Source organism: Achromobacter sp. 413638 (assembly GCF_043119405.1).
GTDB lineage: Bacteria > Pseudomonadota > Gammaproteobacteria > Burkholderiales > Burkholderiaceae_B > Achromobacter.
In genome coordinates, this window is sequence record NZ_JBICCO010000032.1 from 39,679 (window position 1) to 62,038 (window position 22,360).

The following is a 22,360-nucleotide window of genomic DNA, read 5'->3' on the forward strand; positions in this document are numbered from 1 at the left end:
GGCGCCGGCGGCGGCCGATGGCAGGATCTTGCTGTCATTGTGCCCAGGCGGTCTTGATCATTCCTTGATCAAAGTCAAGTTAGCGACCGGCCAGTCGGTTTTTAATGGACCCGTTCTGTTCAGGAGTGGGGCCATGGGGACTCAGCGGCGCCGGCTTGCGCCGGCTTTGCGGGTCGCGCAGATACTTGACGCGGCGCTGCAGGAGTTTTCGGCTTCGGGATACGCGGGCGCGAGGATGGATGACATCGCGCTGCGGGCGGGCCTGTCCAAGGGCGGGCTGTATGCGCATTTCTCCAGCAAGGAAGCGGTGTTCGAGGCGCTGATCGCGCGTCACCTGAGCCCGGCGCCGCTGGACGTGGAGGCGGTGGTCGACGGCGCCTCGTCCACGCGCGATCTGGCTGAACGCATCGTCGATCAGCTCTATGTAAGCCTGGCCAATCCGGCCATGATCAGCGCCATGCGGCTGTTGCTGGCCGAAAGCGCCCGCGTGCCGCAGCTGGCCGCGCGCTGGCGGCGCGAGACCACCGACGCCCAGCAGGCCTGCCTGGCGTGCCTGCTGGAGCGGGCGCGCGCGCGCGGGCTGTGCGCGGGCGGCGTGGCGCAGGAACATCCCTGGCTGCTGTTGTCGCCCATCGTGCATACCATGGTGGCCTGCATCCTGCTCGGGCCCCAGGAGCGCATCGACATGGCTGCCCGCAGGCGCGCCCATGCGGCGCTGATCGGCGAACTGCTGGAAGCGGGCGGCGGGCAAGCCGGCGCGCCAGCGCAGATTGGCGACCGGTAGAGGAATCCGCGCCCGGCTTGACACCGTCTTGAGCATGGTGTCGTATGCTGTCGCCGGACGCTACGATTCTTTCATCCTTATCCACAAGAGGGGGCGGCTTGCCTACATCGGGAATGACTGCCCGCGTGTCATCGTGGCGTTTCCTGCCCGTTGCGCTGGCCATGGTGCTGCCGGTCCTGCTCTGTGTGGGCTGGAGCTGGTTTCACGCAGTCGGCGAGGTGCGCAAGGACGCGTCGATCGCGGCCGGCGTGGTGCGGGTGCAGACCGGCACCATCCTGACCCAGGCGCGCGAGCTGCTGGTGCGGTTGGTCGACCTGACGGCCAAGGACTGCGGCGAGGCCCTGCCCACCATGCAGCGCTGGGCCACGTTGAATCCATATGTTCGCGCGCTGATCCTGGCGCAGGATGATCGCATCTACTGTTCGTCGGCGGTCGGCGCGACGGACTACAGCATCACCGAGTTTCACCGCTGGCCGCGCAGCATGACGCCGGCCGGTTGGCTGTATACCGCGCAGGGCACGCCGATGGCGCCCGACCGGCCGGCCATCCTGCTGGGCGTGCCGGGCCGGGATGGCCGCAGCGGCGCGGTGGTGGTTGATGGGCGCAACCTGCAGGACATCATCAATTCGGTCGCGACCCTGGGCGACTTCCAGATCGAGCTGACGCTGGGGGAAGGGGCGCCGGTACGCAGTGCGTCCTGGACGGACTGGGCCGGCAGCGTCGAGCCCGTGTACCAGGAGATGACGGACAGCATGAACGGCGCGAAACTGCGCATCAGCGTGGTGGTGCCGCCGCAGGCGCTGGGGCTGGAGTGGCAGAAGCTGTTGCTGACCTACGTGCCTTTGTCGTTGCTGGCGGGCGCGCTGCTGGCCTGGGCGGCATATCGCTTGCAGCGCAGCCGCCAGTCCTACCGGGAACAGTTGCGCCGCGCGATGGCGGCGGGCGAGTTCCATGTGGAGTACCAGCCGGTGTACAGCCAGGTCACGGGCCGCTTCGAAGGGGTGGAGGCGCTGATGCGCTGGATGCGTCCGGGCACGGGGCTGGTGCGGCCCGACATCTTCATCGCGGCGGCCGAGCAGGAAGGCGTGATCATCGAGCTGACCCAGCATCTGCTGGGCCTGATCGAGCGCGACATGCGCGAATGGGACACGCCGCCGGGCTTTCATGTGGGCGTGAACATCGCGCCCGAGCATCTGTCCAGCGAGGATCTGGTGCCGGACGTGCGCGCCTTCGTCGCCGCGACGGCCGCGCGCCAGCCGCTGCTGGTGCTGGAAATCACCGAGCGCAGCCTGATCGAGGACAGCGGCCGCGCCCGCCGCAACATCGACACGCTGCGCGCCGAGGGCGTGCGCGTGGCCATTGACGATTTCGGCACCGGCCATTGCTCGCTGTCCTATCTGCAGAAGTTCCCGGTGGACTACCTGAAGATCGACAAGGGTTTTGTGCATGCGATCCAACCGGACGGCGAAGAGGCGCTGGTGCTGGACGTGATCATCATGCTGGCGCACCGGCTGGGGCTGTCGGTGGTGGCCGAAGGCGTGGAACAGCGCTTCCAGTTCGACTACCTGACCGAGCGCGGCGTGGCCTTCATCCAGGGCTATCTGTTTTCCCGTCCTTTGCGTTCGGCCGATTTCATGGCCTGGTACGCGGGGCAATCGCGGCCGGTCGTGCCGGATTAGCCGGCGTCGCGCAGGCAGATGCAGGGCGTTGCGGGCCGCGCGGGCCCGCGCTCCAGCGTCAATCGGGGCAGGCCAAGCGGCGAATAGCGGTTGCTCAGGGACCATTGAACCCGCAGACGCAGGCCGCCATCGCCGGCCCGCGCGCAGCTTGCGTCGTCGGAGGCCGAGGTGCCGGCGGGAACGAGCAGCAGCAGCGCCAGGCCCAGCGCCGCGAGACCGGCGATGGGTTTCATAAATCGCATACGGCTTGCTTTTTGGGGTTAAAAAATTATTGTTTTGCGATAAGTATTTGCTACACTACAGCAATTGATAGTGATCCGCAACGCTCGCCAGGACTTTCCGAGATGCTTCATTTCCCCACGCAGCCGTCGGCCGCGGCCATCAGCGATGGCGTTCGCCGCATGGCGCGCATCCGCCGACTTTCGCGCTGCATGCGCTGGCTGCTCGCGGCCACGGCCGTCCTGTTCGTCGTCCTGGCCGTGGCCATCTGGTTCCTGAGTTCGGATGCGGCGCTGACCCGCAGCCTGCATGCGCTGCTGGGCATCACCGATCCGTCCCGCGCGCCCGCGTTGCAGCTCGGGCCGGGCTATCGGGTGGCGGGCTTCTCATTGCTGGGACTGCAGTTGGCGCTGGTGCTGCGCGGCATCGCGCATGCCCATGCGATGTTTGGCGACTTCGCGCGCGGCGAAGTGCTGACCTCGGCCACGGCCCGTCGCTTGCGCGGCATCGCGTTGCTCATCACGCTGTTCGCGTTGTGCTCGCCGCTGGTGAAGATGCTGCTGGTGCTGCTCTTCACCTGGAACGCGCCCGGCGAGCCGCACATGCTCATCCACATCCAGCTGGAAGACATCCTGCTGGGTCTGCTTGGCGGCCTGCTGTTCGCGCTGGCCTGGGCCATGGAAGAAGCGGCGCACGTGGCCGAAGAGAACCGGGGGTTCATCTGATGGCGATCGTGGTCAGGCTCGACGTGGTGCTGGCGCAGCGCAAGATGAAGGCGCGCCAGCTCGCGCAGGAGATCGGCATCACCGAACCCAACCTTTCCCTGCTGAAGTCGGGCAAGGTCAAGGGCATCCGCTTCGATACGCTGGCCCGCATCTGCGAAGTGCTGCAGTGCCAGCCCGGCGATCTGCTGGAGTACGTGCCGGACGAGGCCGCCGGCATGACCGCGGCGGACGCCGGCTTCGATTTCCGCCTCGACTGATTCCTCCTGTTTCCCAATGCCGTCCGCGCATGCATGAAGCATGGCGCGGCGGTTTCACACGCCCCTACGATGGATGATCATCATGCAAAGTCCGCAGTGCCGCCGCCATGTCCGGTCGCTGATCCTGTTGCTTTCCGCCTGCGCCCTGGCGGCCTGCGCGCCCACGCCGCTGGCCCCCGGGGCCGCGAGCAACGTGCGCATCACGCACAACGAGCCCGGCAAGGGCTGCGCGTTCCTGGGCGACGTGACCGGCAGCCAGGGCGATTTCCTGAGGGGCGCGATCACGTCCAATGCCGACCTGGAGACGGGCGCCCGCAATGACCTGAAGAACCGCGCGGCGGCGATGGGCGGCAATGTCGTATACCTGCTGACGCAGCGGGCCGGGCAGACCGGCCGCAAGGATCATTCGGAGCAGACCAACGTGACCTTGACGGGCAACGTGTACCGCTGCGAGTGAGCGGGGCTGCCTGGCGTCAGGCCGGTTCGGCGGCGGCCGGGCCGGCCTTGGCGAAGAACAGATCGGTGATGGCCTGGCTGTCCAACGGTTCGCCGTTGATGGCGCGGGCCAGCAGCTCCGCGCCCAGCAGCTGCACCGAGAACACCATGTCCGGCCGCACGCGTCGGATTTTTTCCAGGTGCTTGCTGGTGTTGACCAGCGCGACCGTCTTGGCGCCCTGGCCGGCGGTGGCTTCCTGGGTGGCCAGCACGATGAAGGCGTTCTCCGCATCGTCGTCGCGCAGCGCCAGCACGTAGCGGGCGCGGGTCACGCCGGCCGCGCGCAGCACCTCGACGCTGGACGGGTCGCCTTCGATGAGGTCGGCCGTCGCCGGATATTCCTGCGGCACGCCGGCGGGCACGATGACGGTGACTTCGTCGCCGCGCCTGCGCAGTCCGTCGTAGACGCTGAGCGCCAGCGGCGTCGCGCCCGCGATGATGATGTGGTTCTTTCTCATGGCGGTGGAGAATCGGCCCTTGACCAGGCGTTTCAGGTTGCCGCCGATCACCGGGCCGGCGATGGCGCTGACGGAGGTGGCGAACACCGTGATGCCGAGGATGATAATCGACGCGGTGAACAGCCTGGCCGCGCCCGAGTGCGGCGTGATGTCGCCATAGCCCACTGTCGACATGGATACGATGGAAAAGTACAGCGCGGTGCCGGCGTCGTGGACGGGCGGATTGAATTCATCGCCCAGGTATAGCGTGCCGAACACCGCGTAGATCAGCAGCGACAGCACGCTGACCAGGGCGAACAGCGAGCCCGCCGTGACGCTGGCCCGGTCGAAGCGGCGCCAATAGGCCATCAGCGCCAGGATCAGCACCAGCGTATAGATGCCCAGGCCTGCGTGTCCGCTGTCGCCCAGGATGGCGAAGGTGCCCACGCCGATCAGCAGCACCAGCGAGAAGGCCCAGGCGATGCGGGCCTTCAGGATCAACCCCAGCGCGATCACCTGCAGGCCCACGCCCAGCACCAGCCGCGGAATCTCCAGCAGCCCGACCACTTGCATGATCTCCTGCCAGTTGTCCAGCGCCAGCCAGAACGAATACTCGCGCGCCTGCACTTCGCGCAGCACGGGGTGCATGAACGCGTAGCCATCCAGCGCGACGAGGAAGGCCAGGCACCAGTTGGACGGGAACAGCGACGTCAGCTTGCGCAGCCGCCGCAGGAGCGGGGAGGGGGACAAGGGCATGGGACCGGGGATTGTCGATGGCGCCCATTTTAGGACGGTGAGTAAGGTCTGCCGCTATACCTATTATGTATGGAAGGCTATCAACAAAGAATTACGATAAATCCGAGCCTGGTCCTAAACTTCCTACATCACGCTGCGATCCGAAAGGAACGCCGCTGATACGGGCGAAAAGCCCGCCAGCAGCAAGGCGGACGATTTCCCGTGTATTGCACGCAGCGGTCGGGGCGGGGACTAGAGACCCCGCACTGACTCACGGTTCACTCCGAGCGTGAGTAGTGAGGCACGAATGTTGGAATCGCGTGATCCAGGTAGAAGGCATCAGTGCCGGCTGATGGCTCCTGTTCACGTGTTGTTTTAGCGCGGCGTCTTACCTTCGGGGCAGCGCCGCGTTTTTTTCGCCTGCTTCCTGCCTGTCGCTTCCGGACGCGGATCCATCCCGGGTTTGCGCATATTTCCCTTCCAGATTGTATTCAGTATGACGTCGCGTTCGCGACGGCCGTATCGCGTCGCCATTCTTCGGCGCCATCGTCGGCCTGCGCGCGCTCGTCCAGGTCCAGCTTGATGTCGGCCGCGAACATATAGCCCCAGCCGTGCACCGCGCGGATGGGCAGGGTCATGTGGTTGGCCGTGGCCTTGCGGCGCAGGCGGCTGATCATGACGTCGACGAAGCGGCGGCGCGTGACGCCGCTGTCGGCGTCGTCCGCGCCGTCGGCATAGAAGGCCTCGCGGCTGACCTTGCGATCCGGCGCGTGCACCAGGCGCGACAGGAAGTCGCGCTCTCCGGTGGTCAAGCCCATGGTGCGCCCGCCCGGGCTGATCAGGGTCCAGCCCTTGTTGGCCAGCCGCCATGCGTCGCTGGGCGGCTCTCCGTTGGCCGGAATATCGCCCGGCTCGGCGTCCATGCCGGCCGCGCGCCGCACCAGCGCCTGCAAGACCGCGGCCAGCTCCAGTCCGCTGACCTCGGGCGACAGGCAGGCGTCGGCGCCGCACAGCAGCGTGCGTATCCGGCTTTCGGCGTCGGGAAACGCGGCGATGGCGACGATGCCCAGGCCCCGGTCGATGCCGCGCAACCGCACGGCCGCGTTATGCACGTCGGGCAGCGGCGCTTCCAGCACCACCAGCGGGCTCGGGCGCCGGGAGTAGCGCTCGTACACATCGACCAGTTCGTGGCAGCGGCGCACGTTGAAACCCAGATGGGACAGCGCCTCGATCAGTCTGGCATGCCTGGCGTCGTCCTTGCCCAGGAAAATGACATCCAGCGTGTTGTTCATTGATGCTTCCAATGAGACTGCGCGGCGCAGCCGCCGCGTGGAAAGGGGGCGCGGGCGTTACCGGATGGTATCCGCCCGGAAGGCAAGGGATCCGGCCGAGGGGCCGGCGGTCTGTCGGTCGTCCATGGCCCGGTGGCGATGGCTTCTTGCCCGTGCAGTCCGATCCTTGCGTGTCATGCCCCTCTCCCTGTGCCGCCCGCTCGGCGTCGCAAGCGTGGCGGTGTTGTTGGAATGCGGGCGAGTGGTTGCACGGATGGCGGAAAAGGTCCGCGTTCCGGCTGCGGTTGCCGGCTGGCAGGCACGGGGTCCGGGCGGCGCATGGCCTGGCGTTCTGCGCCTTTGGCCGCCGATGACCCGGTACTGCTTGGAAGTCACGCCCGTGTTTCATTTAAACACGGGCGTGTTTTTTTGTGAAGATAAGTTTCTGTAGTTTCTAGCGGTAACAGATGCGATTGCTCAAATCCGTCCAAACCCATTGAAACGCTGTTTTATTCCGTGGTTGCAACGATGCGATATTAAGTATTACCGATACATTATTTTCTATTTTTAGTGCATCCAAACTCCTACACTCTCGCCGGATCCGGCCCAAGGCCAGGGCTCGGTTCCGGCCGCCCGAGCGTCTGCGCAAGCTGCTGATAGATAGCGCTTTTTGGGAGACGGCGAGCGCGGGGCGCGGGCGCCAGGACTGGCGGCGGACGGGCGGAAGAGGAGGCGTTGCGAGATTTGCGGATTAGCCCGGAAATTGGGGTGTAATCCGTTTGTTTGGCAGCAGTATTGAGATGTTTTAATCAAATAAATAAATTCAAATTAATGGCTCAGGTTGATCGATTGGACACGTTTAGCCATCGTCTGCGCAACGCAAGGATGCTACAGGGATGGACACAAAAGGACTTGGCGGTCGCGAGCAACCTGTCGCAAAGCGCCATCGGCAACTATGAAAGCGGTCAACGCCTTCAGCCGTCCAGCGAGGCCCTGATCAAGCTGACCCGCGCGCTGCGGGTCAGCCCCATTTGGCTGAGCGCCGGGGAAGGCCCGATGTTCAGTCCGGAGCCGGCCGAGCCCGCCGCCAGCGCGGGCGAGCCCGATGTGCCGCCGCCCTGGCCGTTCGAAACCGTTTCCTATGCCACGTATGCGCGCCTGAGCACCCAGGAAAAGCGCCAGATCGAGCAGGTGCTGGCCGCGTATATCAGGGCGCGCGGCGAATAGGGTTCACGCGCCGCTGGCGCGACGCGGCGGGTTGGCTTGCCGCGGGCCTCGGATCGACGGACAGGTCCTCCCGACCGCCGGCGCGCAGCCGGACGCGCAAGCGTTCGACGGGATCGGCGATCAGCGCGTTGAGCAGGGCCGCGAAGCCGATGCAGCCGGTCAGCACCAGCGCATCGAAAAGCGCCGGCTGGCGCGCGCTGGCGCCGTCGAGCAGCCAGCCGAAGAACAGGATCACCAGGGCATGGCAGATATAGATCGGGTAGCTCAGTTCGCCAATCGCCTTGTCCAGCCGGTATCGCGCCTGAAACAGGAAGGCCAGCGGCAGCAGCGCCGCGAACAGCAGCACCGCCAGCGCGTCGCGCAGGTTGTGGTTCAGCCCGATGAAAAAGTGCGCGCAGCAGTACGCCGCCAGGATGGCGACGCCCAGTTCCGGCAGCCGGGGCCAGCGGCGCGTCAGCGCCTGCCAGCGCGGCAGCAGTATCTGGTGCGACAGCGCGCCGGCCAGGAACAGCGCCAACTCGGCGGGAAAGAAGCGGTAGGTCCAGGGATCGCTCAAGCCGATGCCGGTGGCGATGAGCACGGCCCGCAGGGCCAGCGAGGCGGCCAGCAGCGCGAGCAGCCTGCGCGGCGACCGCAGGACGAAGGGCGCGACCAGGTAGAACGTGATCTCCACGCCCAGCGTCCAGGCCTGCGGCACCAGCAGCCCCTGGTAGAGCGGCACGTCGCTGTGCGCGAAACTGCCGGTAAAGAGCAGGGAGGAATGCTCGATGCCGAAGAACATCAGCCAGTCCTGTCCCACGATGAAAAGATTGGACAGGATCAGGAACAGCCGGGCCGACAGGGGCAGGTCGTCGTAGAGACGGAAAAAGCTGCCATCGCCGGCGGCGTGAGCGGCCAGGGTCAGCGCAGCGACCGCCAGGTAGACCGGAAACAGGCGTAGCAGCCGGTTGGCGTAGAAGTGCCCCGTCGCGCCCTGGTAACGGTCGGTGCCGGTCAGTACGTAGGAAATCAGGAAACCGGAGATCACATAGAACAGCTGCACCGCAAGGCGTCCGCCGACCAGTTGATTCGTCGCGCCGCCGCCAAGGTGGTCCAGGACCACGGACAGCGCCAGCAAGGTTCTCAGAATGCCCATCGGGATGTCTCCGCAGCCTGTTTCGCGTGCTCCGGCGCGTTGCGCGGGCATTGTCGGCCCGCGGCAGTCGCCGCCATGGCGGCCGCCCGGGTAGCGATGCCACGGCTGGAGTTCAGGCGATTCTGCGCGCCGGCGTCGCCGCGCGCCATGAGGCATAAGACCCAGTACCCGGTCGCTTGGCTTGCCCGCCGAGCGCCGGACTCCCGCTTTGGCCCTCGGGCGTAGGGCTGAGGGCCGGCGCAAGGCGCGGGACAACGGCGAACGATGCCGGTTACAGTCTAGGGGTGTGCAATCAATCGGAGGTTCCGCCCATGCCCAATACTCAGTTCTTGCCCGGCCGCCTGCTTTGCATGGGTTTGCTGGCCCTGGCGCTGGCGGGATGCGCGGGATCCGGCGGCGCTCGTCCGCAAGGAGCGGCCGCCGCCAACGCGGCCAGCAGCGCGGATTCGCTGGCGCAGACCGCCTGGGAACTGGTGCGCTGGGTCCAGCCCGGCGGCGCGCTGCGCGACATTCCCCATGGCGACAACGGCGAGCCCGTGAAGCTGGTGTTCCTGGCCCAGGGCAAGCAATACCGCGTCAATGGCTTCGCCGGCTGCAACCGCTACATGGGCACCTACAGGATCGAGGGAGGCAGGCTGCGCATCGACGCGCCGGCGGCCACGCGCATGGCCTGCCCGACGCCGGAGCGAGCCGGCCTGGAAGCGGACTACCTGCGCGGCCTGGGCAGCATCGATACCTTCACGCTCGACAACGGCGGGGCACCCCGTCACCTGACCTTCAACCTGCGCGGCGGCGACGTGCTGGAGTTCGTGCGGCGCGAGGATCCGCCCACCCCCTGAGCGGCCTGGCGACCAGGCGTTTCAGTCTGTTTTCCGCCGGCGTGGCGTCCGTGCGCCTTGCCTACAATGTCGGGCCGCCGGTACGGGCGCTTCACGTCGATTTCGGGAGATCTTCCATGTCCATATCCTCCAGCTTGCGTTGGCTCGCTCCCTGCGCGCTCGCCGTCGGTCTTGCCGCCTGCGCATCGCCGCCGCGCGGCCCGGGCGCGCAGGATCCGCGCTTCCAGCCCGCCGCCGCGTCCGACGTGTACGCGCAGACCAGCTGGGACCTGGCCCGCTGGACGCGACCCGGCGGCGCCTTGCGCCAGATTCCCCATCCGTCGCAGACCTCGCGGCCCGTCACGATCAGCTTCATCCATGACCAGGGCGCGCCCGTGGTCAGCGGCTTTGGCGGCTGCAATCAGTACAACGCGCCCTACACGGTGGCCAATGGGCTGCTGATCGTGCGCTCGCGTCCGGTGTCCACCATGATGGCCTGCAATCCGGAGGCCATGCGGCTGGAGCAGGATTTCCTCGACGGCCTGACGCGCATCACGTCCAGCACGCTGGACAACACCGGCAATCCGCGCCGCCTGACGCTGCTGCTGTCCTCGGGCGACACGCTGGATTTCGGCCGCCGGATCGATCCGGCGACCGGCGGCCAGATGGGGCCGAAAAAGCTCGTGTACGTCGATTCCGAGCGGGTGCCCTGCAATGCCGGCGCTGGCCGCGCCATGTGCTACCAGGTGCGCGACAGCGCGGCCCAGCCCTGGCAGCTCTGGTATGGCGATATCACCGGCTTCAATTTCCAGCCGGGCGTGCGCTATCGGCTGCGCGTGGTCGAAGTGCGCGATCCGAATCCGCCGGCCGATGCGTCCGGCTTGAAATGGGTGCTGGACGCGGTGGTCGAGCAGGAGCCGGTGCGGCGCTGAGGCCCCGGTCCGGGCGCGGGCCCGCCAGCGATTATGATGGCGGCTCCCGCGCATTCCGCATTTTTCGCGGCCCGCGCATGCCGCGCCGGTCTTGTCACGCTACGTCCATGTCTTCCGTTGCCAATATCTCCGCCTATAAATTCGTCTCGCTCGACGGCTTGCCCGAGTTGCGGGAAACGCTGCTGGCCCGCGCGCGCGAGGACGGACTCAAAGGCACGATCCTGCTGGCCGAGGAAGGCATCAACCTGTTCCTGGCCGGCGCGTCCGCAGGCATCGAGTCTTTCCTGGGCGTGCTGCGCGAGGATGCGCGCTTCGCCGACCTGGAACCGAAGTACAGCTACAGCGACGCGGTGCCGTTCCGCAAGCTGCTGGTGAAGATCAAGCGCGAGATCATCCGCATGAACCATCCGGCCATCCGCCCCGAGGCCGGTCGCGCGCCGGCGGTGGATGCGCGCACGGTGGCGCGCTGGCTGGCGCAGGGCGCGGACGACGCCGGTCGTCCGGTCGTGATGCTGGATACGCGCAACGCCTTCGAGGTCGACGAGGGCACATTCAGGAACGCCATCGATTGGCGCATCGAGCGCTTCACCCAGTTCCCGGACGCGGTGCAGGCGCACCGCGACGAGCTGCGGGGCAAGACCGTGGTCAGCTTCTGCACCGGCGGTATCCGCTGCGAGAAGGCCGCCATCTACATGAACGAGGCGGGTATCGATCACGTCTACCAGCTCGAGGGCGGCATCCTCAAGTATTTCGAGGAGACCGGCGGGCCGGGCTACGAGGGCAAGTGCTTCGTGTTCGATGAGCGCGTGTCGCTGGATCCGGCGTTGGCGCCCAGCCGGGCCTGAGCCGCCGCGCACCTGGCGCGATCAAGAAAAAACCCGCCGTGAGGCGGGTTTTTTATCGTCGGGCCGGCGCCGCGTCAGCGCACGCGCATGCCGGGCTTGGCGCCGGGGAAGGGCTCCAGCACGTAAATGCCGGCATCCACCGATTCGTCGGCGTGGCTGGCGGCCAGCACCATGCCTTCGGACACGCCGAACTTCATCTTGCGCGGGGCCAGGTTGGCCACCATCACGGTCAGCTTGCCGATCAGGTCTTCGGGCTGGTAGGCCGACTTGATGCCGGAGAACACGTTGCGGTGGCGGCCTTCGCCCACGTCCAGCGTCAGGCGCAGCAGCTTGGTCGAGCCCTCGACGTGTTCGCAGTTGACGATCTGCGCGATGCGCAGGTCGACGCGGGCGAAGTCGTCGATGGAGATGGTCTCGGCCAGCGGTTCGCCGCCGGGGATCACGGCCGGAGGCGCGGGCGGTTCGAACAGGTCTTCCAGCATCTGCGGCTCGACGCGCTGCATCAGGTGCTTGAACGGTGCCACGGTCCGCGGCAGCGCGGCGGCGTCGGCCCAGACAATGCCGGCCTGCGCGCCGAACAGCTCGCGCGCGACGCGGTCGGTCAGTTCCGGCAGCACCGGGGCCAGCATTACGGACAGGGCCTTGAAGCCGGCCAGCGAGCGCGAGCAGATGTCCTGCAGCGCGGCCTTCTGCGCGGCGTCGGCGCTGCCGATGCCCTTGGCCAGCACCCAGGGCTGGGCGGTGTCGAAGGCCTGGTTGATGCGGTCGGCGCAGGCCATGATCTCGCGGATGGCGCGGTTGTATTCACGCGCCTCGAAGGCGGCGCGGATCGATTCGGCCTGCTCGGCGTACTCGGCCGACAGCGCGGCGGCGTCGCCGGCATAGGCCAGCTGGCCGTCGAAATGCTTGGTGATGAAGCTGGCCGCGCGGCTGGCGATGTTGACGTACTTGCCGATCAGGTCGCTGTTGACGCGGGCGATGAAGTCCTCGGGGTTGAAGTCCATGTCTTCGACGCGGGCGTTCAGCTTGGCGGCGATGTAATAGCGCATCCACTCGGCGTTCATGCCGAGTTCCAGATAGCGCAGCGGCGAGATGCCGGTGCCGCGGCTCTTGGACATCTTCTCGCCGCTGACGGTGATGAAGCCGTGCACGTTCAGCGCGTCCGGCGTCTTGCGGCCGGCGAACTTCAGCATGGCGGGCCAGAACAGCGCGTGGAAGTAGATGATGTCCTTGCCGATGAAGTGGACCTGTTCGGTGTTGCCGTTCGGGTCGAGCAGCGCGTCGAAATCCAGGCCGGCCTTGTCGCAATAGGACTTGAGCGAGGCCAGGTAGCCCACCGGCGCGTCCAGCCAGACGTAGAAGTACTTGCCCGGCGCGTCGGGGATTTCGATGCCGAAATAGGGCGCGTCGCGCGAGATGTCCCAGTCGCCCAGCTTGGCTTCGCCGTCATCGGCGCCCAGCCATTCGCGGGTCTTGGCCAGCACTTCCGGCTGCAGGTGCCTGCCGCCGGCGGCGTTGGCGCCCGTGGTCCATTGCTGCAGGAATTCCACGCAGCGCGGATCGGACAGCTTGAAGAAGAAATGGTCCGAGGACTTCAGCACCGGCGTGGCGCCGGTCAGGGCCGAATACGGATTGATCAGTTCGGTGGGCGCATAGACCGCGCCGCAGACTTCGCAGGAATCGCCGTACTGGTCCTTGGCGTGGCACTTGGGGCATTCGCCCTTGATGTAGCGGTCGGCCAGGAACATGCCCTTGACCGGGTCGTAGAACTGCTCGATCGAGCGCGTCTCGATCAGGTCCTGCGCCTTCAGCGCGCGGTAGATGTCCTGCGACAGCGCCACGTTCTCGGCCGAATCGGTCGAGTGCCAGTGGTCGAAGCGGATGTGGAAGCCGTTCAGGTACTGCGGGCGCTCGGCGGCGTAACGCGCCACCAGGGCCTGCGGCGTGATGCCTTCCTTTTCCGCCTTCAGCATGATCGGCGCGCCATGCGCGTCGTCCGCACCCACGAAGTGCACCGTGTGGCCCGCCATTCGCATCGAACGCACCCAGATGTCGGCCTGGATGTACTCCATGATGTGGCCGATGTGGAAGGATCCGTTGGCGTAGGGCAGGGCGGTGGTGACGAAAAGAGTGCGAGACATGGTCTTCGTGCGGTTGAGGGAAAGGTGGATAGACCGGCCATTTTAGGGCAATGGCGGTGGCGGGCCAGCGGCGGGCCTCGGCGGGGGGCGAAAGGGGATGGCGGGACCGCATGGCCGACTCTCCGGTCCGGAGTGGGGCGGATGGTGCGGGCAGACAGAACGGGCCGTCAAGAAACGGCCCGAAGGGAGTGTCCCTGGTGCGCGCCCGGCCGCCGCGAGGCGGCCGTGGCAGGCGCGCCGGCGTCAGCGGACTTCGCGGGCCTCGACGTCGATCACGTCGCCGCCGCGCGCTTGCGCGAACGGAGCGGCGGCCGACTGGAACGGATTCGGGCGGGCGCCTTGGCGCTGGCTCCAGTAGGCGCGCACGCCGAACGGCTTGCCGCGCACCTTGGCCACTACGTACAGGATCGCCACGGCGATCGCGGTGGAGAGCATGAACACCAGCGCCATCGCCATGCCGATCAGGGCCAGCGCGGCAAACAGGACGGCACGGAGGAAGCGGATGAGAGGATTCGTCATGAAGGTCGGATGCAAAACGCAGCGAAAGGTTCCCGCGTATCCGCTATCCTTTAGGGGACGGCGGCCAGCAGAAGCCGCGCTGCCTACGGAACCATAGTGACATGAGTATAACGATAGAACACATCCGCGCCGCGTTGCGGGGCGCGCAAGACCCGAATACCGGCCTGGATCTGGGCGTATCTGTAAAAGATCGTGACATTCAACTGCAGGGCGGCCGGGTCGCCCTGACGCTGGAACTGGGCTATCCCGCCGACGCCTTCAAGGATCAGGTGCGCGGCATCGCCGTCGCGGCGCTGGCCGCCGCCGGCGCGCCCGACGCCCAGGTCTCTGTGACCTGGAAGGTCGCGGCGCACGCGGTGCAGAAGGGCTTGAAGCCGCTGCCGAACGTGCGCAACATCATCGCCGTGGCTTCCGGCAAGGGCGGCGTGGGCAAGAGCACCACCGCCGTGAACCTGGCGCTGGCCCTGGCGGCCGAGGGCGCCAAGGTGGGGCTGCTGGACGCCGACATCTACGGCCCCAGCGTGCCGACCATGCTGGGCGTGTCGGGCCGGCCCGAAAGCCGCGACAACAAGAGCATGGAGCCGCTCGAGGGCCATGGCCTGCAGGCCAATTCCATCGGCTTCCTGATCGACGCGGATTCCCCGGCGATCTGGCGCGGCCCCATGGTCACGCAGGCGCTCGAACAACTGCTGCGCCAGACCAACTGGCGCGACCTGGACTACCTGATCGTCGACATGCCGCCCGGCACCGGCGACGTGGCGCTGACGCTGGCGCAGAAGGTGCCGGTGGTGGGCGCGGTCATTGTCACCACGCCCCAGGACGTGGCGCTGCTGGACGCGCGCAAGGGCCTGCGCATGTTCCAGAAGGTCGAGGTGCCCATCCTGGGCGTCGTCGAGAACATGGCCATCCACATCTGCTCGCAATGTGGCCATGCCGAGCACATCTTCGGCGAAGGCGGCGGCCGGCGCATGGCCGAGCAGTACGGCACGCCCTGGCTGGGCAGCCTGCCGCTCACGCTGGCGATCCGCGAGCAGACCGACGCGGGCCAGCCCACCGTGGTCTCCGACCCCGGCAGCGAGGCGGCGGCCCTGTACCGCGGCATCGCCCGCAAACTGGCGGTAAGCGTTGCGGCGCTGCCCCGCGACATGGCGGGCAAGTTCCCCTCCATCGTCGTGCAACAGCCGACCTGACGCATGCGCTGGGCAGCCCGGGCCCTTCTGGCCGGACTCTGCGCAATGGCGGGCGAAGCGGCGGCCAAGCGTCCCGAAATCGTGGTCGACCCCGGCGGCGTGACGCCGGCGGCGCTGCAGGCCATCACCGAGGCCGTGGACGCGATCGCCCGCCTGGCCGAAGACCAGGACGGCGGAGAGATCAGCCGGCTGCGGCGGCGCGCGCGCGACGCCACGCTGGCCGCGCTCGCCACGCAGGGCTATTTTTCCCCCACCGTCACCCTGGAAGCCGGCACCGACATCGGCGGCGAGACCTGGGACATCGGCATCGTGTCGGGCAAGCGCACGACGGTGTCCTCCGTGGATCTGGGCTTCACCGGCCGGATCACGCGGCCCGAGTACGCGCAGCGCGTGCAGAAGCTGCGCGAGGACTGGCGGCTCAAGGTCGGCCAGCCCTTCATCAACAGCGACTGGAACAAGGCCAAGGCGGCCCTGCTGGACGAGGTGTCCGAGCGTGATTTCCTGCTGGCGCGCATGACGTCCTCGGCGGCGGAGATCCAGGCCGAGCAGGCCAGCGCCGCGCTGTCCGTGACCATCGACAGCGGTCCGCAGGTGAACATGGGCGAGCTCAAGACCGAGGGCCTGGAGCGCGTGCCGGAAAAACTGGTCCAGCGCTATGTGCGCTACTCGGTGGGATCGTCCTACGAGCAGAGCCGGCTGGACCAATGGCAGCAGGACTTGCAGTCCACCGCGTTTTTCCGTGGCGCCTTCGTGTCGCTGCAGCAGCCCGGCGGACAGGCCGCGCCCGAACCGATCTCCGACCGCGCCCGCGCGCCGGGGGCGGCCGACGCCCTGGCTTCGGCGCCGGCGGGCGACCCGTCCGTTTCCGGCGGCCAGCCGCCGCCCGCGGCGGCCTACGATTCCGATGGCGAGGTCACGCTGCCCGTGCAGGTGCGGGTGGTGGAGGCGCCGCCCAAGCGCCTGTCGGTGTCCATGGGCGTGGACGATGAGGCCGGCGCCCGGCTGGAATCGATCTATCGGCAGAACGTGGTGTTCGGCCAGCCCTTGACACTGGAAACCGGTTTCAGCGTGGACCGGCTGCGCCAGCGCGCCTACGCCGACTTCCTGTTGCCGCCGACCGAGCGCGGCTACAAGGATTCCTTCGGCGTGCTGGCCGACCGCTCCGACATCCAGGGGCTGGAAGTGACCCGCTACGCGCTCGGCGCCACGCGCCTGCAGGAGCGCAAGGGCGCCGGCGACAGCCGCGTCGAATACGAAACCCGCTGGGGCCTGCTGCTGGCGCAGGATCACGTCAGGATCGAGGACGGCGACGAATACACGCTGCCGTCCGCCACGGCCACCGCTGAATGGCTGCGCCGTGACGTGGACAGCAAGTACGACCCGCGCGAAGGCAACCTGATTGCGGTGGGCGGCGGCCTGGGCGTGGTGCTGAACACCGGCGAACCCTACACGCGCGCCCGGCTGCGCGGGCAGAAATGGTGGCCCATCGGCAGGCGCGACGTGCTGACTGTCCGCGGCGAGGTGGGCCGCATCTGGGCCAATGGCAAGGTCCAGGTGCCTGACGACTTCGGCTTCCGCACCGGCGGCGCGCGTTCCATTCGCGGCTACAAGTACCAGAGCATCGGCCTGAAGCGCAACAGCGCGATCGTGGGCGCGCCGGCGATGGTGGTGGGCAGCGTGGAATACGACCACTATTTCAACGAGCGCTGGGGCATGGGTGTGTTCGTCGATGCCGGCGACGCGGCCAAATCCTTCGGCGACATGTCGCTGGCGGTCGGCTACGGCGTGGGCGCGCGCGTGCGCACGCCGGCCGGGCCCTTGTTCCTGGACGTGGCCTATGGCCAGCGCGACCGCAGCCTGCGACTGCATTTCTCCCTGGGGATCGCGTTTTGAGGACGTTGCGCGCGATCCTGCGCCATCTTCTGGTGTGGTGGCTGCCCGGGCTGGCGATGCTGGCGGTGCTGGCCTGCGGTTTCCTGTTCTGGCTGGCCGGCACGCAGAGCGGCACGCGCCTGCTGCTGACCACGGCGGCGCAGCAGCTGGACGGCCAGGCGTTGGACGTGCGCGGCTCGGTGCTGCGCGGCCTGAACGTGGGACGGCTGGAGCTCGAGACGGGCGGCACGCGCGTCGAAATCGCGGACCTCGGCCTGAAAGTGGACTGGCGCGCGCTGGGCCAGCGGCGGCTGCACGTGCGCGAGCTGTCGGCCGCGGCCGTGACGGTGACGCTGGCGCCGGCGGCTGCCGAAGAGACGCCGCCCGCGCAGGACGAGGCGCCCTTCAGCCTGCCGTCGCTGCCGGTGGATATCGCGCTGGACCAGCTCACGTTGGGCGAATTCCATCTGCTGCAGAACGGCGAGGCCCTGCCCGTGTCGCTCAGCGGCCTGGCCGCCACCTTCGCGGCCGGGCAGGACAGCGCGCGGCTGCGCATCGCCAGCCTGCGCGTCGGCCATGAGATCGGACAGGCCGAGCTGAGCGGCGAGGCCGAGTTGCGCGCGCTGGCGGACCCGTGGCCGTTCAGCCTGCGACTGGACGTGGCGGCGCGGGGCACCGGCCCTGATTCCCCGCTGTGCCAGGCCGAGCGCCTGCGCGCTATCGTTGGCAATGGCGCGAATGCCCAGACGGGCGGCGCGCGGCCGGAGGGCGCGGACAAGACCGACAAGGCCGGCAAGGCATCCGGCAAGGCGGGCAAGCCCGCCCAGGCGCAAAAGGCCGGCAAGGCAACGGGCGCGACGCCTGCATCCGCGCCCGCCGACGCGCCGGCCACCGCTTTCGTCGGCCCCCCGGAACCGGCCTGCCGTGTGCTGCTGAGCGCCGACGCGGCGGGGTCGCTCGACGGCCTGCAGGCCAAGCTGGAAGGCACCGGCTCCGGGCTGGCGTTGAACGTGCTGGCCGATCTGGCGCCGCGCACGCCCCTGGTGCTGCGCAGCGCCAGCGCCCAGGCGCGCCTGCCGGACGCGTCCACGCTGACGGCGCAGTTCGACCTCAAGGCCGCGGCGGATGGCCAGGGGCGCGACCGCATCGAGGGCAGGGTGGGCGCCGAGCGGCTGGACCTGGGACCGTGGCTGGGCAAGGACATTCCGCAGGCCGTGCTGAGCCTGAGCGCGGATCTGGGCGCCGAGCTGGAGAACCTGAGCCAGTTGCGGCTGGCGGCCGTGGACCTGCGCATCCAGGAAGGCTCGCGCTGGAACAAGCAGCCGCTGGCGGGCGCGCTCAAGGCCCGCGTCGAGTTGCCGGCGGCCACCACGCCCACCGCCGTCGCGGGCGACGCGTCGACGACCGCGACCGCCGGGACGGCAACGTCCGGGGCCGGCGCGGCCGACGATCCGCTGGCCGGCCTGCGCATCCAGGGGCTGGACGTGGACCTGACGCTGGGTCGCAACCGCATCCGCGCGCAGGGCGACGTGGGCGCGGCCGACGGGGTGCTGACGCTGGACGCGCAGGCGCCGCAGCTGGACGCTTTCTGGCCGGGACTGCCGGGCGGGGCGGAATTGAAGGGCAAGCTCAATGGCACGGTGGCCGCTCATCGCGGCGAGTTCAGCGCCCGCTACATGCCGGCCAAGGTCCGCGCGGGCGTGTTGGGCGAAGCGCCGGCCCAGGCCGACATCGCGTTCACCGGCGGCTGGGGCCGTGGCCCTGCGGGCGATGCCGATGCCGCCCTGACGGGCTGGCGCGGCACGTTTTCGCGGCTCAATGCGGAGTCGGCCGGCTTCGCGGTCGCCGCCGAGCGGCCGCTGTCCGTGGCCTACCTGCCCGGGGCGGTCGCGCCGCAATGGCAGTGGCAGGTCGGCGCCACCACGCTCGGCCTGACGCTGCCGGGCAAGGAACGCCTGGCGCTGGCCCACAAGGGTTCGCGCGGCGGCGGCGCGCGCTGGGAAACCGCCGGCCGGGCGGACAACCTGGTGATCACGGCGGCCATGACGCGGCAGGTGATCGCCGCCATCGACCCCGAGGCCGCCGCCCGGCTGGACAAGGGCCCCAAGCGGGTCAACGCCATGGTGGCCGAAGCCAAGCGCCGCATCGCGCTCGATGTGTCCTGGGACCTGAAGTTCGATGGCCGCCTGGCCGGCTCGGCCCGCATCGCCCGCCGCGACGGCGATCTGCTGATCCCGGGCGATCCGCCCGTGCCGCTGGGACTGACGGCGCTGGCGCTGGACCTGACCGCGACGCCGTCCTCGGCCAGCGCCAGCCGCCTGGATGCCAGATTGGCCCTGGCCACCGAGAAGATGGGCGTGGTCAACGGCACGGCTTCGGCCGTGCTCGCCGTGGACTCGCAGGGCGGCATGGCGCTGGATGCGCGCCAGCCGATCCGCGCCAAGCTGGATGCCGACATCGCCGACCTGGCATGGGTCGGCCTGTTCGTGGGCGACGCGATGGAAGTCGGCGGCACGGTCAAGGCCAACGTGGAGGCCCAGGGCACGCTGACGGGCAAGTGGACGGGCAGTGGCGCGATCCGCGGCGACCGGCTGCGCGTGGTGCGCATCGACGACGGTGTGCGGCTGGTCGAGGGCAAGCTGGCGGCGCGCCTGGACGGCGACAGCCTGGTGCTGGACAGCCTGCGCTTCCCGGCCTCGCTGCGCGTGATGCCTGCGGAATGGCGCACCAAGGAATGGATCACCACCAACCCCGAGGCCAAGGACGGCTATGCCGAGGCCAGCGGGCGCTGGAGCCTGACGGACGGCGGCGGCCAGCTGCGCCTGACGCTGTACCGTTTCCCGGCGCTGCAGCGCTCGGACCGCTATGCCATGGTGTCCGGCACGGTCGATCTGAACGTCGCCCTGCCGCGCATCGACATCGTGGGCGACCTCAAGGCGGACGCCGGCTGGTTCAGCCTCGAGATTCTTCAGGGCGTACCCACGCTGGACGACGATGTGAAGGTGCGCCGGCCGGGCGACGATCCCGGCACGGCATCCACGCCGCTGCAGACCAGCATGAACCTCAAGTTCGACATGGGGCCGCGTTTCTACATCACCGGCATGGGCCTGGACGCGGGCCTGCTGGGCTCGATCCAGATTCTGCTGAGCGACGGCCGGCTGACCGGCGTGGGCGCGCTGCGCACGCGCGGCGGCGGCATCGAGGCCTACGGCCAGAAGCTGCGGCTGCGTCGCGGCACGCTGACGTTCCAGGGGCGGCTGGACAATCCCGTGCTGGATATCGAGGCCCTGCGCACCGGCGAGCAGGTCGAGGCCGGCGTCAAGGTGGCCGGCACGGCGCAGCGCCCGCGCATCGACCTGGTGTCGTATCCCGACGTGAGCGACGTGGAAAAACTGTCCTGGCTGCTGCTGGGACGCGGGCCGGACGGCAGCGGCGGCGATGCCGCGCTGCTGCTGTCGGTGGGCACGGCGCTGCTGGGCGGCGGCGGGCCGCCGTTCTACAAGCAGTTCGGGCTGGATGATGTCAGCATCCGCAGCGGCAATATCGGCAGCTCCGGCAGCCTGCTGCCGGACCGCACCGTGGCCGGCGACGTCAACCGCGACAGCGACAGCCGCCTGGCGACCCAGTTCCTGGTGGCCAGCAAGACCTTCGCCAATGGCATCACGCTGAGCGTGGAGCAGGCCCTGGCCGGCGCCGACACCGTGGGACGCGCCAGTTACCGGCTGAGCCGCCGCTGGTCGGTGGACTTGAAGGGCGGCGCGGTCAACGGCATCGCCCTGGTCTACCGCACGTTTTTCGGGGACTAGAAAGGGGGCAGGTCCCCCCCCGAAGCGCTGGCGCGCTTCCCCCCCAGGGGGGCGCCGCGACGGACCGGCGGAGCCGGATTCGTGCGGCCTGGATGAGGGGGCAACTTTGTAAGGGGGGCAGTTCTGCCGCTCGGGATAAAATCAGGGCTGTCCATTCCCCCGAGCACCACTGCCATCATGAGCATCAAAAGCGACCGCTGGATCCGCCGCCAGGCCGAGGCCGGCATGATCGAACCCTTTGAAGCGGGTCAGGTCCGCACGGCCAATGGCGGGCGCATTGTCAGCTACGGCACCAGCAGCTACGGCTACGACGTGCGCTGCGCCGACGAATTCAAGATCTTCACGAACATCAACTCCACCATCGTCGATCCCAAGAACTTCGACGAAGGCTCGTTCGTGGACTTCAAGGGCGATGTCTGCATCATTCCGCCCAATTCCTTCGCGCTGGCGCGCACCGTCGAGTATTTCCGCATTCCGCGCAGTGTGCTGACCATCTGCCTGGGCAAGAGCACCTACGCGCGCTGCGGCATCATCGTCAACGTGACGCCGCTGGAGCCGGAATGGGAAGGCCACGTCACGCTGGAATTCTCGAACACCACGCCGCTGCCTGCCAAGATCTACGCCGGCGAAGGCTGCGCGCAGATGCTGTTCCTGGAAAGCGACGAGGTCTGCGAGACCTCTTACCGCGATCGCGGCGGCAAGTATCAGGGCCAACGCGGCGTGACGCTGCCTAGAACGTAGAGGTCCCCCCCCGAAGCGCTGCGCGCTTCCTCCCCAGGGGGGCGCCGGCTGCGGACCGGCGGAGCCGGATCCGCGCGGCCCCGATTGGGGCGGTCTTGTTGGGTTGTGGCGTTGATCTTCGTTGGATCTTCCTCTCGCCCTACTTTGCTCTGTCCGTGGCGGAGGGCGGGGCGGCATTGCGTGGCGGCAAAGCCGCCGTCGCGCGGCTTGGAGGCGTTAGCCCCCGGTTTTCGCCTGCGCGGGGCGCAGGTATTCGATGTCCCATTCGCTTTCTTCGATCTGGACGAAGCCGTGGCGCTGGTAGAAGCGGTTCGAGTCGCTGCCGCGCAGGGCGCCCACGCGCAGCGGCAGGCCCTGTGCGTCGGCCTGCGCCAGCAGGCGCCTGAGCGTGCGGCCGCCCAGGCCCCGGGCCTGGGACGACGGGTGCAGGTACAGGTGGTCCAGGCGCAGGCCGTCGCCGTCCGGGCGCAGCGCGTAGAAGCCGACGCGTTTTCCTTCCAGCTCGATTGCCCTGGTGTATTCCGGGCGGAAG

20 protein-coding genes are annotated in these 22,360 nt (G+C 68.3%); 13 read left to right on the top strand and 7 right to left on the bottom strand.

From position 1 onward, the window contains the following. Positions 1-133 precede the first annotated feature (133 nt). Both ACEU5R_RS15100 and ACEU5R_RS15105 read left to right on the top strand, forming a co-directional pair. A complete protein-coding gene (locus tag ACEU5R_RS15100) occupies positions 134-784 on the top strand; it encodes a TetR/AcrR family transcriptional regulator (RefSeq protein ID WP_392410692.1) in 651 nt (216 codons plus the stop codon). A 125-nt stretch (positions 785-909) separates the two neighbouring features. Next, on the top strand, positions 910-2,463 hold the full coding sequence (locus ACEU5R_RS15105; RefSeq protein WP_392410693.1) for an EAL domain-containing protein: 1,554 nt from the start codon (positions 910-912) through the stop codon (positions 2,461-2,463). Here ACEU5R_RS15105 and ACEU5R_RS15110 read toward each other — a convergent pair. After that, positions 2,460-2,705, bottom strand: a complete 246-nt coding sequence (locus ACEU5R_RS15110) for a hypothetical protein (RefSeq protein ID WP_392410694.1) — start codon at positions 2,703-2,705, stop codon at positions 2,460-2,462. The genes ACEU5R_RS15105 and ACEU5R_RS15110 overlap by 4 nt on opposite strands. 102 nt (positions 2,706-2,807) lie before the next feature. Here ACEU5R_RS15110 and ACEU5R_RS15115 point away from each other — a divergent pair, with 102 nt between their 5' ends. From ACEU5R_RS15115 to ACEU5R_RS15125, 3 genes are all read left to right on the top strand, one after another. Then, positions 2,808-3,407: a DUF2975 domain-containing protein gene (locus ACEU5R_RS15115; RefSeq protein ID WP_392410695.1), complete on the top strand. Its 600-nt coding sequence runs from the start codon at positions 2,808-2,810 to the stop codon at positions 3,405-3,407. Continuing rightward, positions 3,407-3,664, top strand: a complete 258-nt coding sequence (locus ACEU5R_RS15120; RefSeq protein WP_392410696.1) for a helix-turn-helix domain-containing protein — start codon at positions 3,407-3,409, stop codon at positions 3,662-3,664. The genes ACEU5R_RS15115 and ACEU5R_RS15120 overlap by 1 nt, the downstream gene beginning before the upstream one ends. Before the next feature lie 82 nt (positions 3,665-3,746). Then, complete coding sequence (locus ACEU5R_RS15125; protein ID WP_103276199.1) at positions 3,747-4,121, top strand: DUF4156 domain-containing protein; 375 nt, start codon at positions 3,747-3,749, stop codon at positions 4,119-4,121. 16 nt (positions 4,122-4,137) lie between these two features. Here the strand turns inward: ACEU5R_RS15125 and kch are convergent, their stop codons facing one another. Further along, positions 4,138-5,352, bottom strand: a complete 1,215-nt coding sequence (kch, locus tag ACEU5R_RS15130) for a voltage-gated potassium channel protein (protein ID WP_392410697.1) — start codon at positions 5,350-5,352, stop codon at positions 4,138-4,140. 470 nt (positions 5,353-5,822) lie between these two features. Beyond that, a complete protein-coding gene (locus ACEU5R_RS15135) occupies positions 5,823-6,623 on the bottom strand; it encodes a response regulator transcription factor (protein ID WP_392410698.1) in 801 nt (266 codons plus the stop codon). Between the two features lie 810 nt (positions 6,624-7,433). On the opposite strand from ACEU5R_RS15135, the gene ACEU5R_RS15140 reads away from it, so the two are divergent. Continuing rightward, the gene (locus tag ACEU5R_RS15140) at positions 7,434-7,829 is read left to right on the top strand and encodes a helix-turn-helix domain-containing protein (protein WP_103271138.1); all 396 of its coding nucleotides are present in this window, start codon (positions 7,434-7,436) and stop codon (positions 7,827-7,829) included. Here ACEU5R_RS15140 and ACEU5R_RS15145 read toward each other — a convergent pair. After that, positions 7,810-8,964, bottom strand: a complete 1,155-nt coding sequence (locus ACEU5R_RS15145; protein ID WP_392410699.1) for an acyltransferase family protein — start codon at positions 8,962-8,964, stop codon at positions 7,810-7,812. The genes ACEU5R_RS15140 and ACEU5R_RS15145 overlap by 20 nt on opposite strands. Before the next feature lie 311 nt (positions 8,965-9,275). On the opposite strand from ACEU5R_RS15145, the gene ACEU5R_RS15150 reads away from it, so the two are divergent. The 3 genes from ACEU5R_RS15150 (at position 9,276) to ACEU5R_RS15160 (ending at position 11,559) form a co-directional block, all read left to right on the top strand. Then, entirely contained in the window at positions 9,276-9,803 is a 528-nt protein-coding gene (locus tag ACEU5R_RS15150) for an META domain-containing protein (protein WP_103271136.1), read from the top strand. A gap of 116 nt (positions 9,804-9,919) precedes the next feature. Then, positions 9,920-10,714 carry an META and DUF4377 domain-containing protein gene (locus ACEU5R_RS15155; protein ID WP_392410700.1) on the top strand — a complete coding sequence of 265 codons (795 nt, stop codon included), beginning with the start codon at positions 9,920-9,922 and terminating at the stop codon, positions 10,712-10,714. 107 nt (positions 10,715-10,821) lie between these two features. Further along, a complete protein-coding gene (locus tag ACEU5R_RS15160) occupies positions 10,822-11,559 on the top strand; it encodes a sulfurtransferase (RefSeq protein WP_392410701.1) in 738 nt (245 codons plus the stop codon). A 74-nt stretch (positions 11,560-11,633) separates the two neighbouring features. Here ACEU5R_RS15160 and metG read toward each other — a convergent pair whose 3' ends face one another. Next, on the bottom strand, positions 11,634-13,700 hold the full coding sequence (gene metG, locus ACEU5R_RS15165) for a methionine--tRNA ligase (RefSeq protein WP_392410702.1): 2,067 nt from the start codon (positions 13,698-13,700) through the stop codon (positions 11,634-11,636). 243 nt (positions 13,701-13,943) lie between these two features. Further along, a complete protein-coding gene (locus ACEU5R_RS15170; protein WP_103276198.1) occupies positions 13,944-14,219 on the bottom strand; it encodes a hypothetical protein in 276 nt (91 codons plus the stop codon). A 101-nt stretch (positions 14,220-14,320) separates the two neighbouring features. Here ACEU5R_RS15170 and apbC point away from each other — a divergent pair, with 101 nt between their 5' ends. The 4 genes from apbC (at position 14,321) to dcd (ending at position 21,828) form a co-directional block, all read left to right on the top strand. Next, a complete protein-coding gene (apbC, locus tag ACEU5R_RS15175; RefSeq protein ID WP_392410703.1) occupies positions 14,321-15,409 on the top strand; it encodes an iron-sulfur cluster carrier protein ApbC in 1,089 nt (362 codons plus the stop codon). Positions 15,410-15,412: 3 nt separating this feature from the next. Further along, positions 15,413-17,302: an autotransporter assembly complex family protein gene (locus tag ACEU5R_RS15180; RefSeq protein WP_103271131.1), complete on the top strand. Its 1,890-nt coding sequence runs from the start codon at positions 15,413-15,415 to the stop codon at positions 17,300-17,302. Further along, positions 17,299-21,087 (top strand): translocation/assembly module TamB domain-containing protein, encoded by a 3,789-nt coding sequence (locus ACEU5R_RS15185; protein WP_392410704.1) that lies wholly within the window; start codon positions 17,299-17,301, stop codon positions 21,085-21,087. The genes ACEU5R_RS15180 and ACEU5R_RS15185 overlap by 4 nt, the downstream gene beginning before the upstream one ends. Positions 21,088-21,264: 177 nt before the next feature. Then, on the top strand, positions 21,265-21,828 hold the full coding sequence (gene dcd, locus ACEU5R_RS15190) for a dCTP deaminase (protein ID WP_103271130.1): 564 nt from the start codon (positions 21,265-21,267) through the stop codon (positions 21,826-21,828). A 216-nt stretch (positions 21,829-22,044) separates the two neighbouring features. Here the strand turns inward: dcd and ACEU5R_RS15195 are convergent. Further along, positions 22,045-22,360, bottom strand: a 316-nt coding sequence (locus tag ACEU5R_RS15195; protein ID WP_392410705.1) for a GNAT family N-acetyltransferase, incomplete at its 5' end; no start/stop codon positions are given.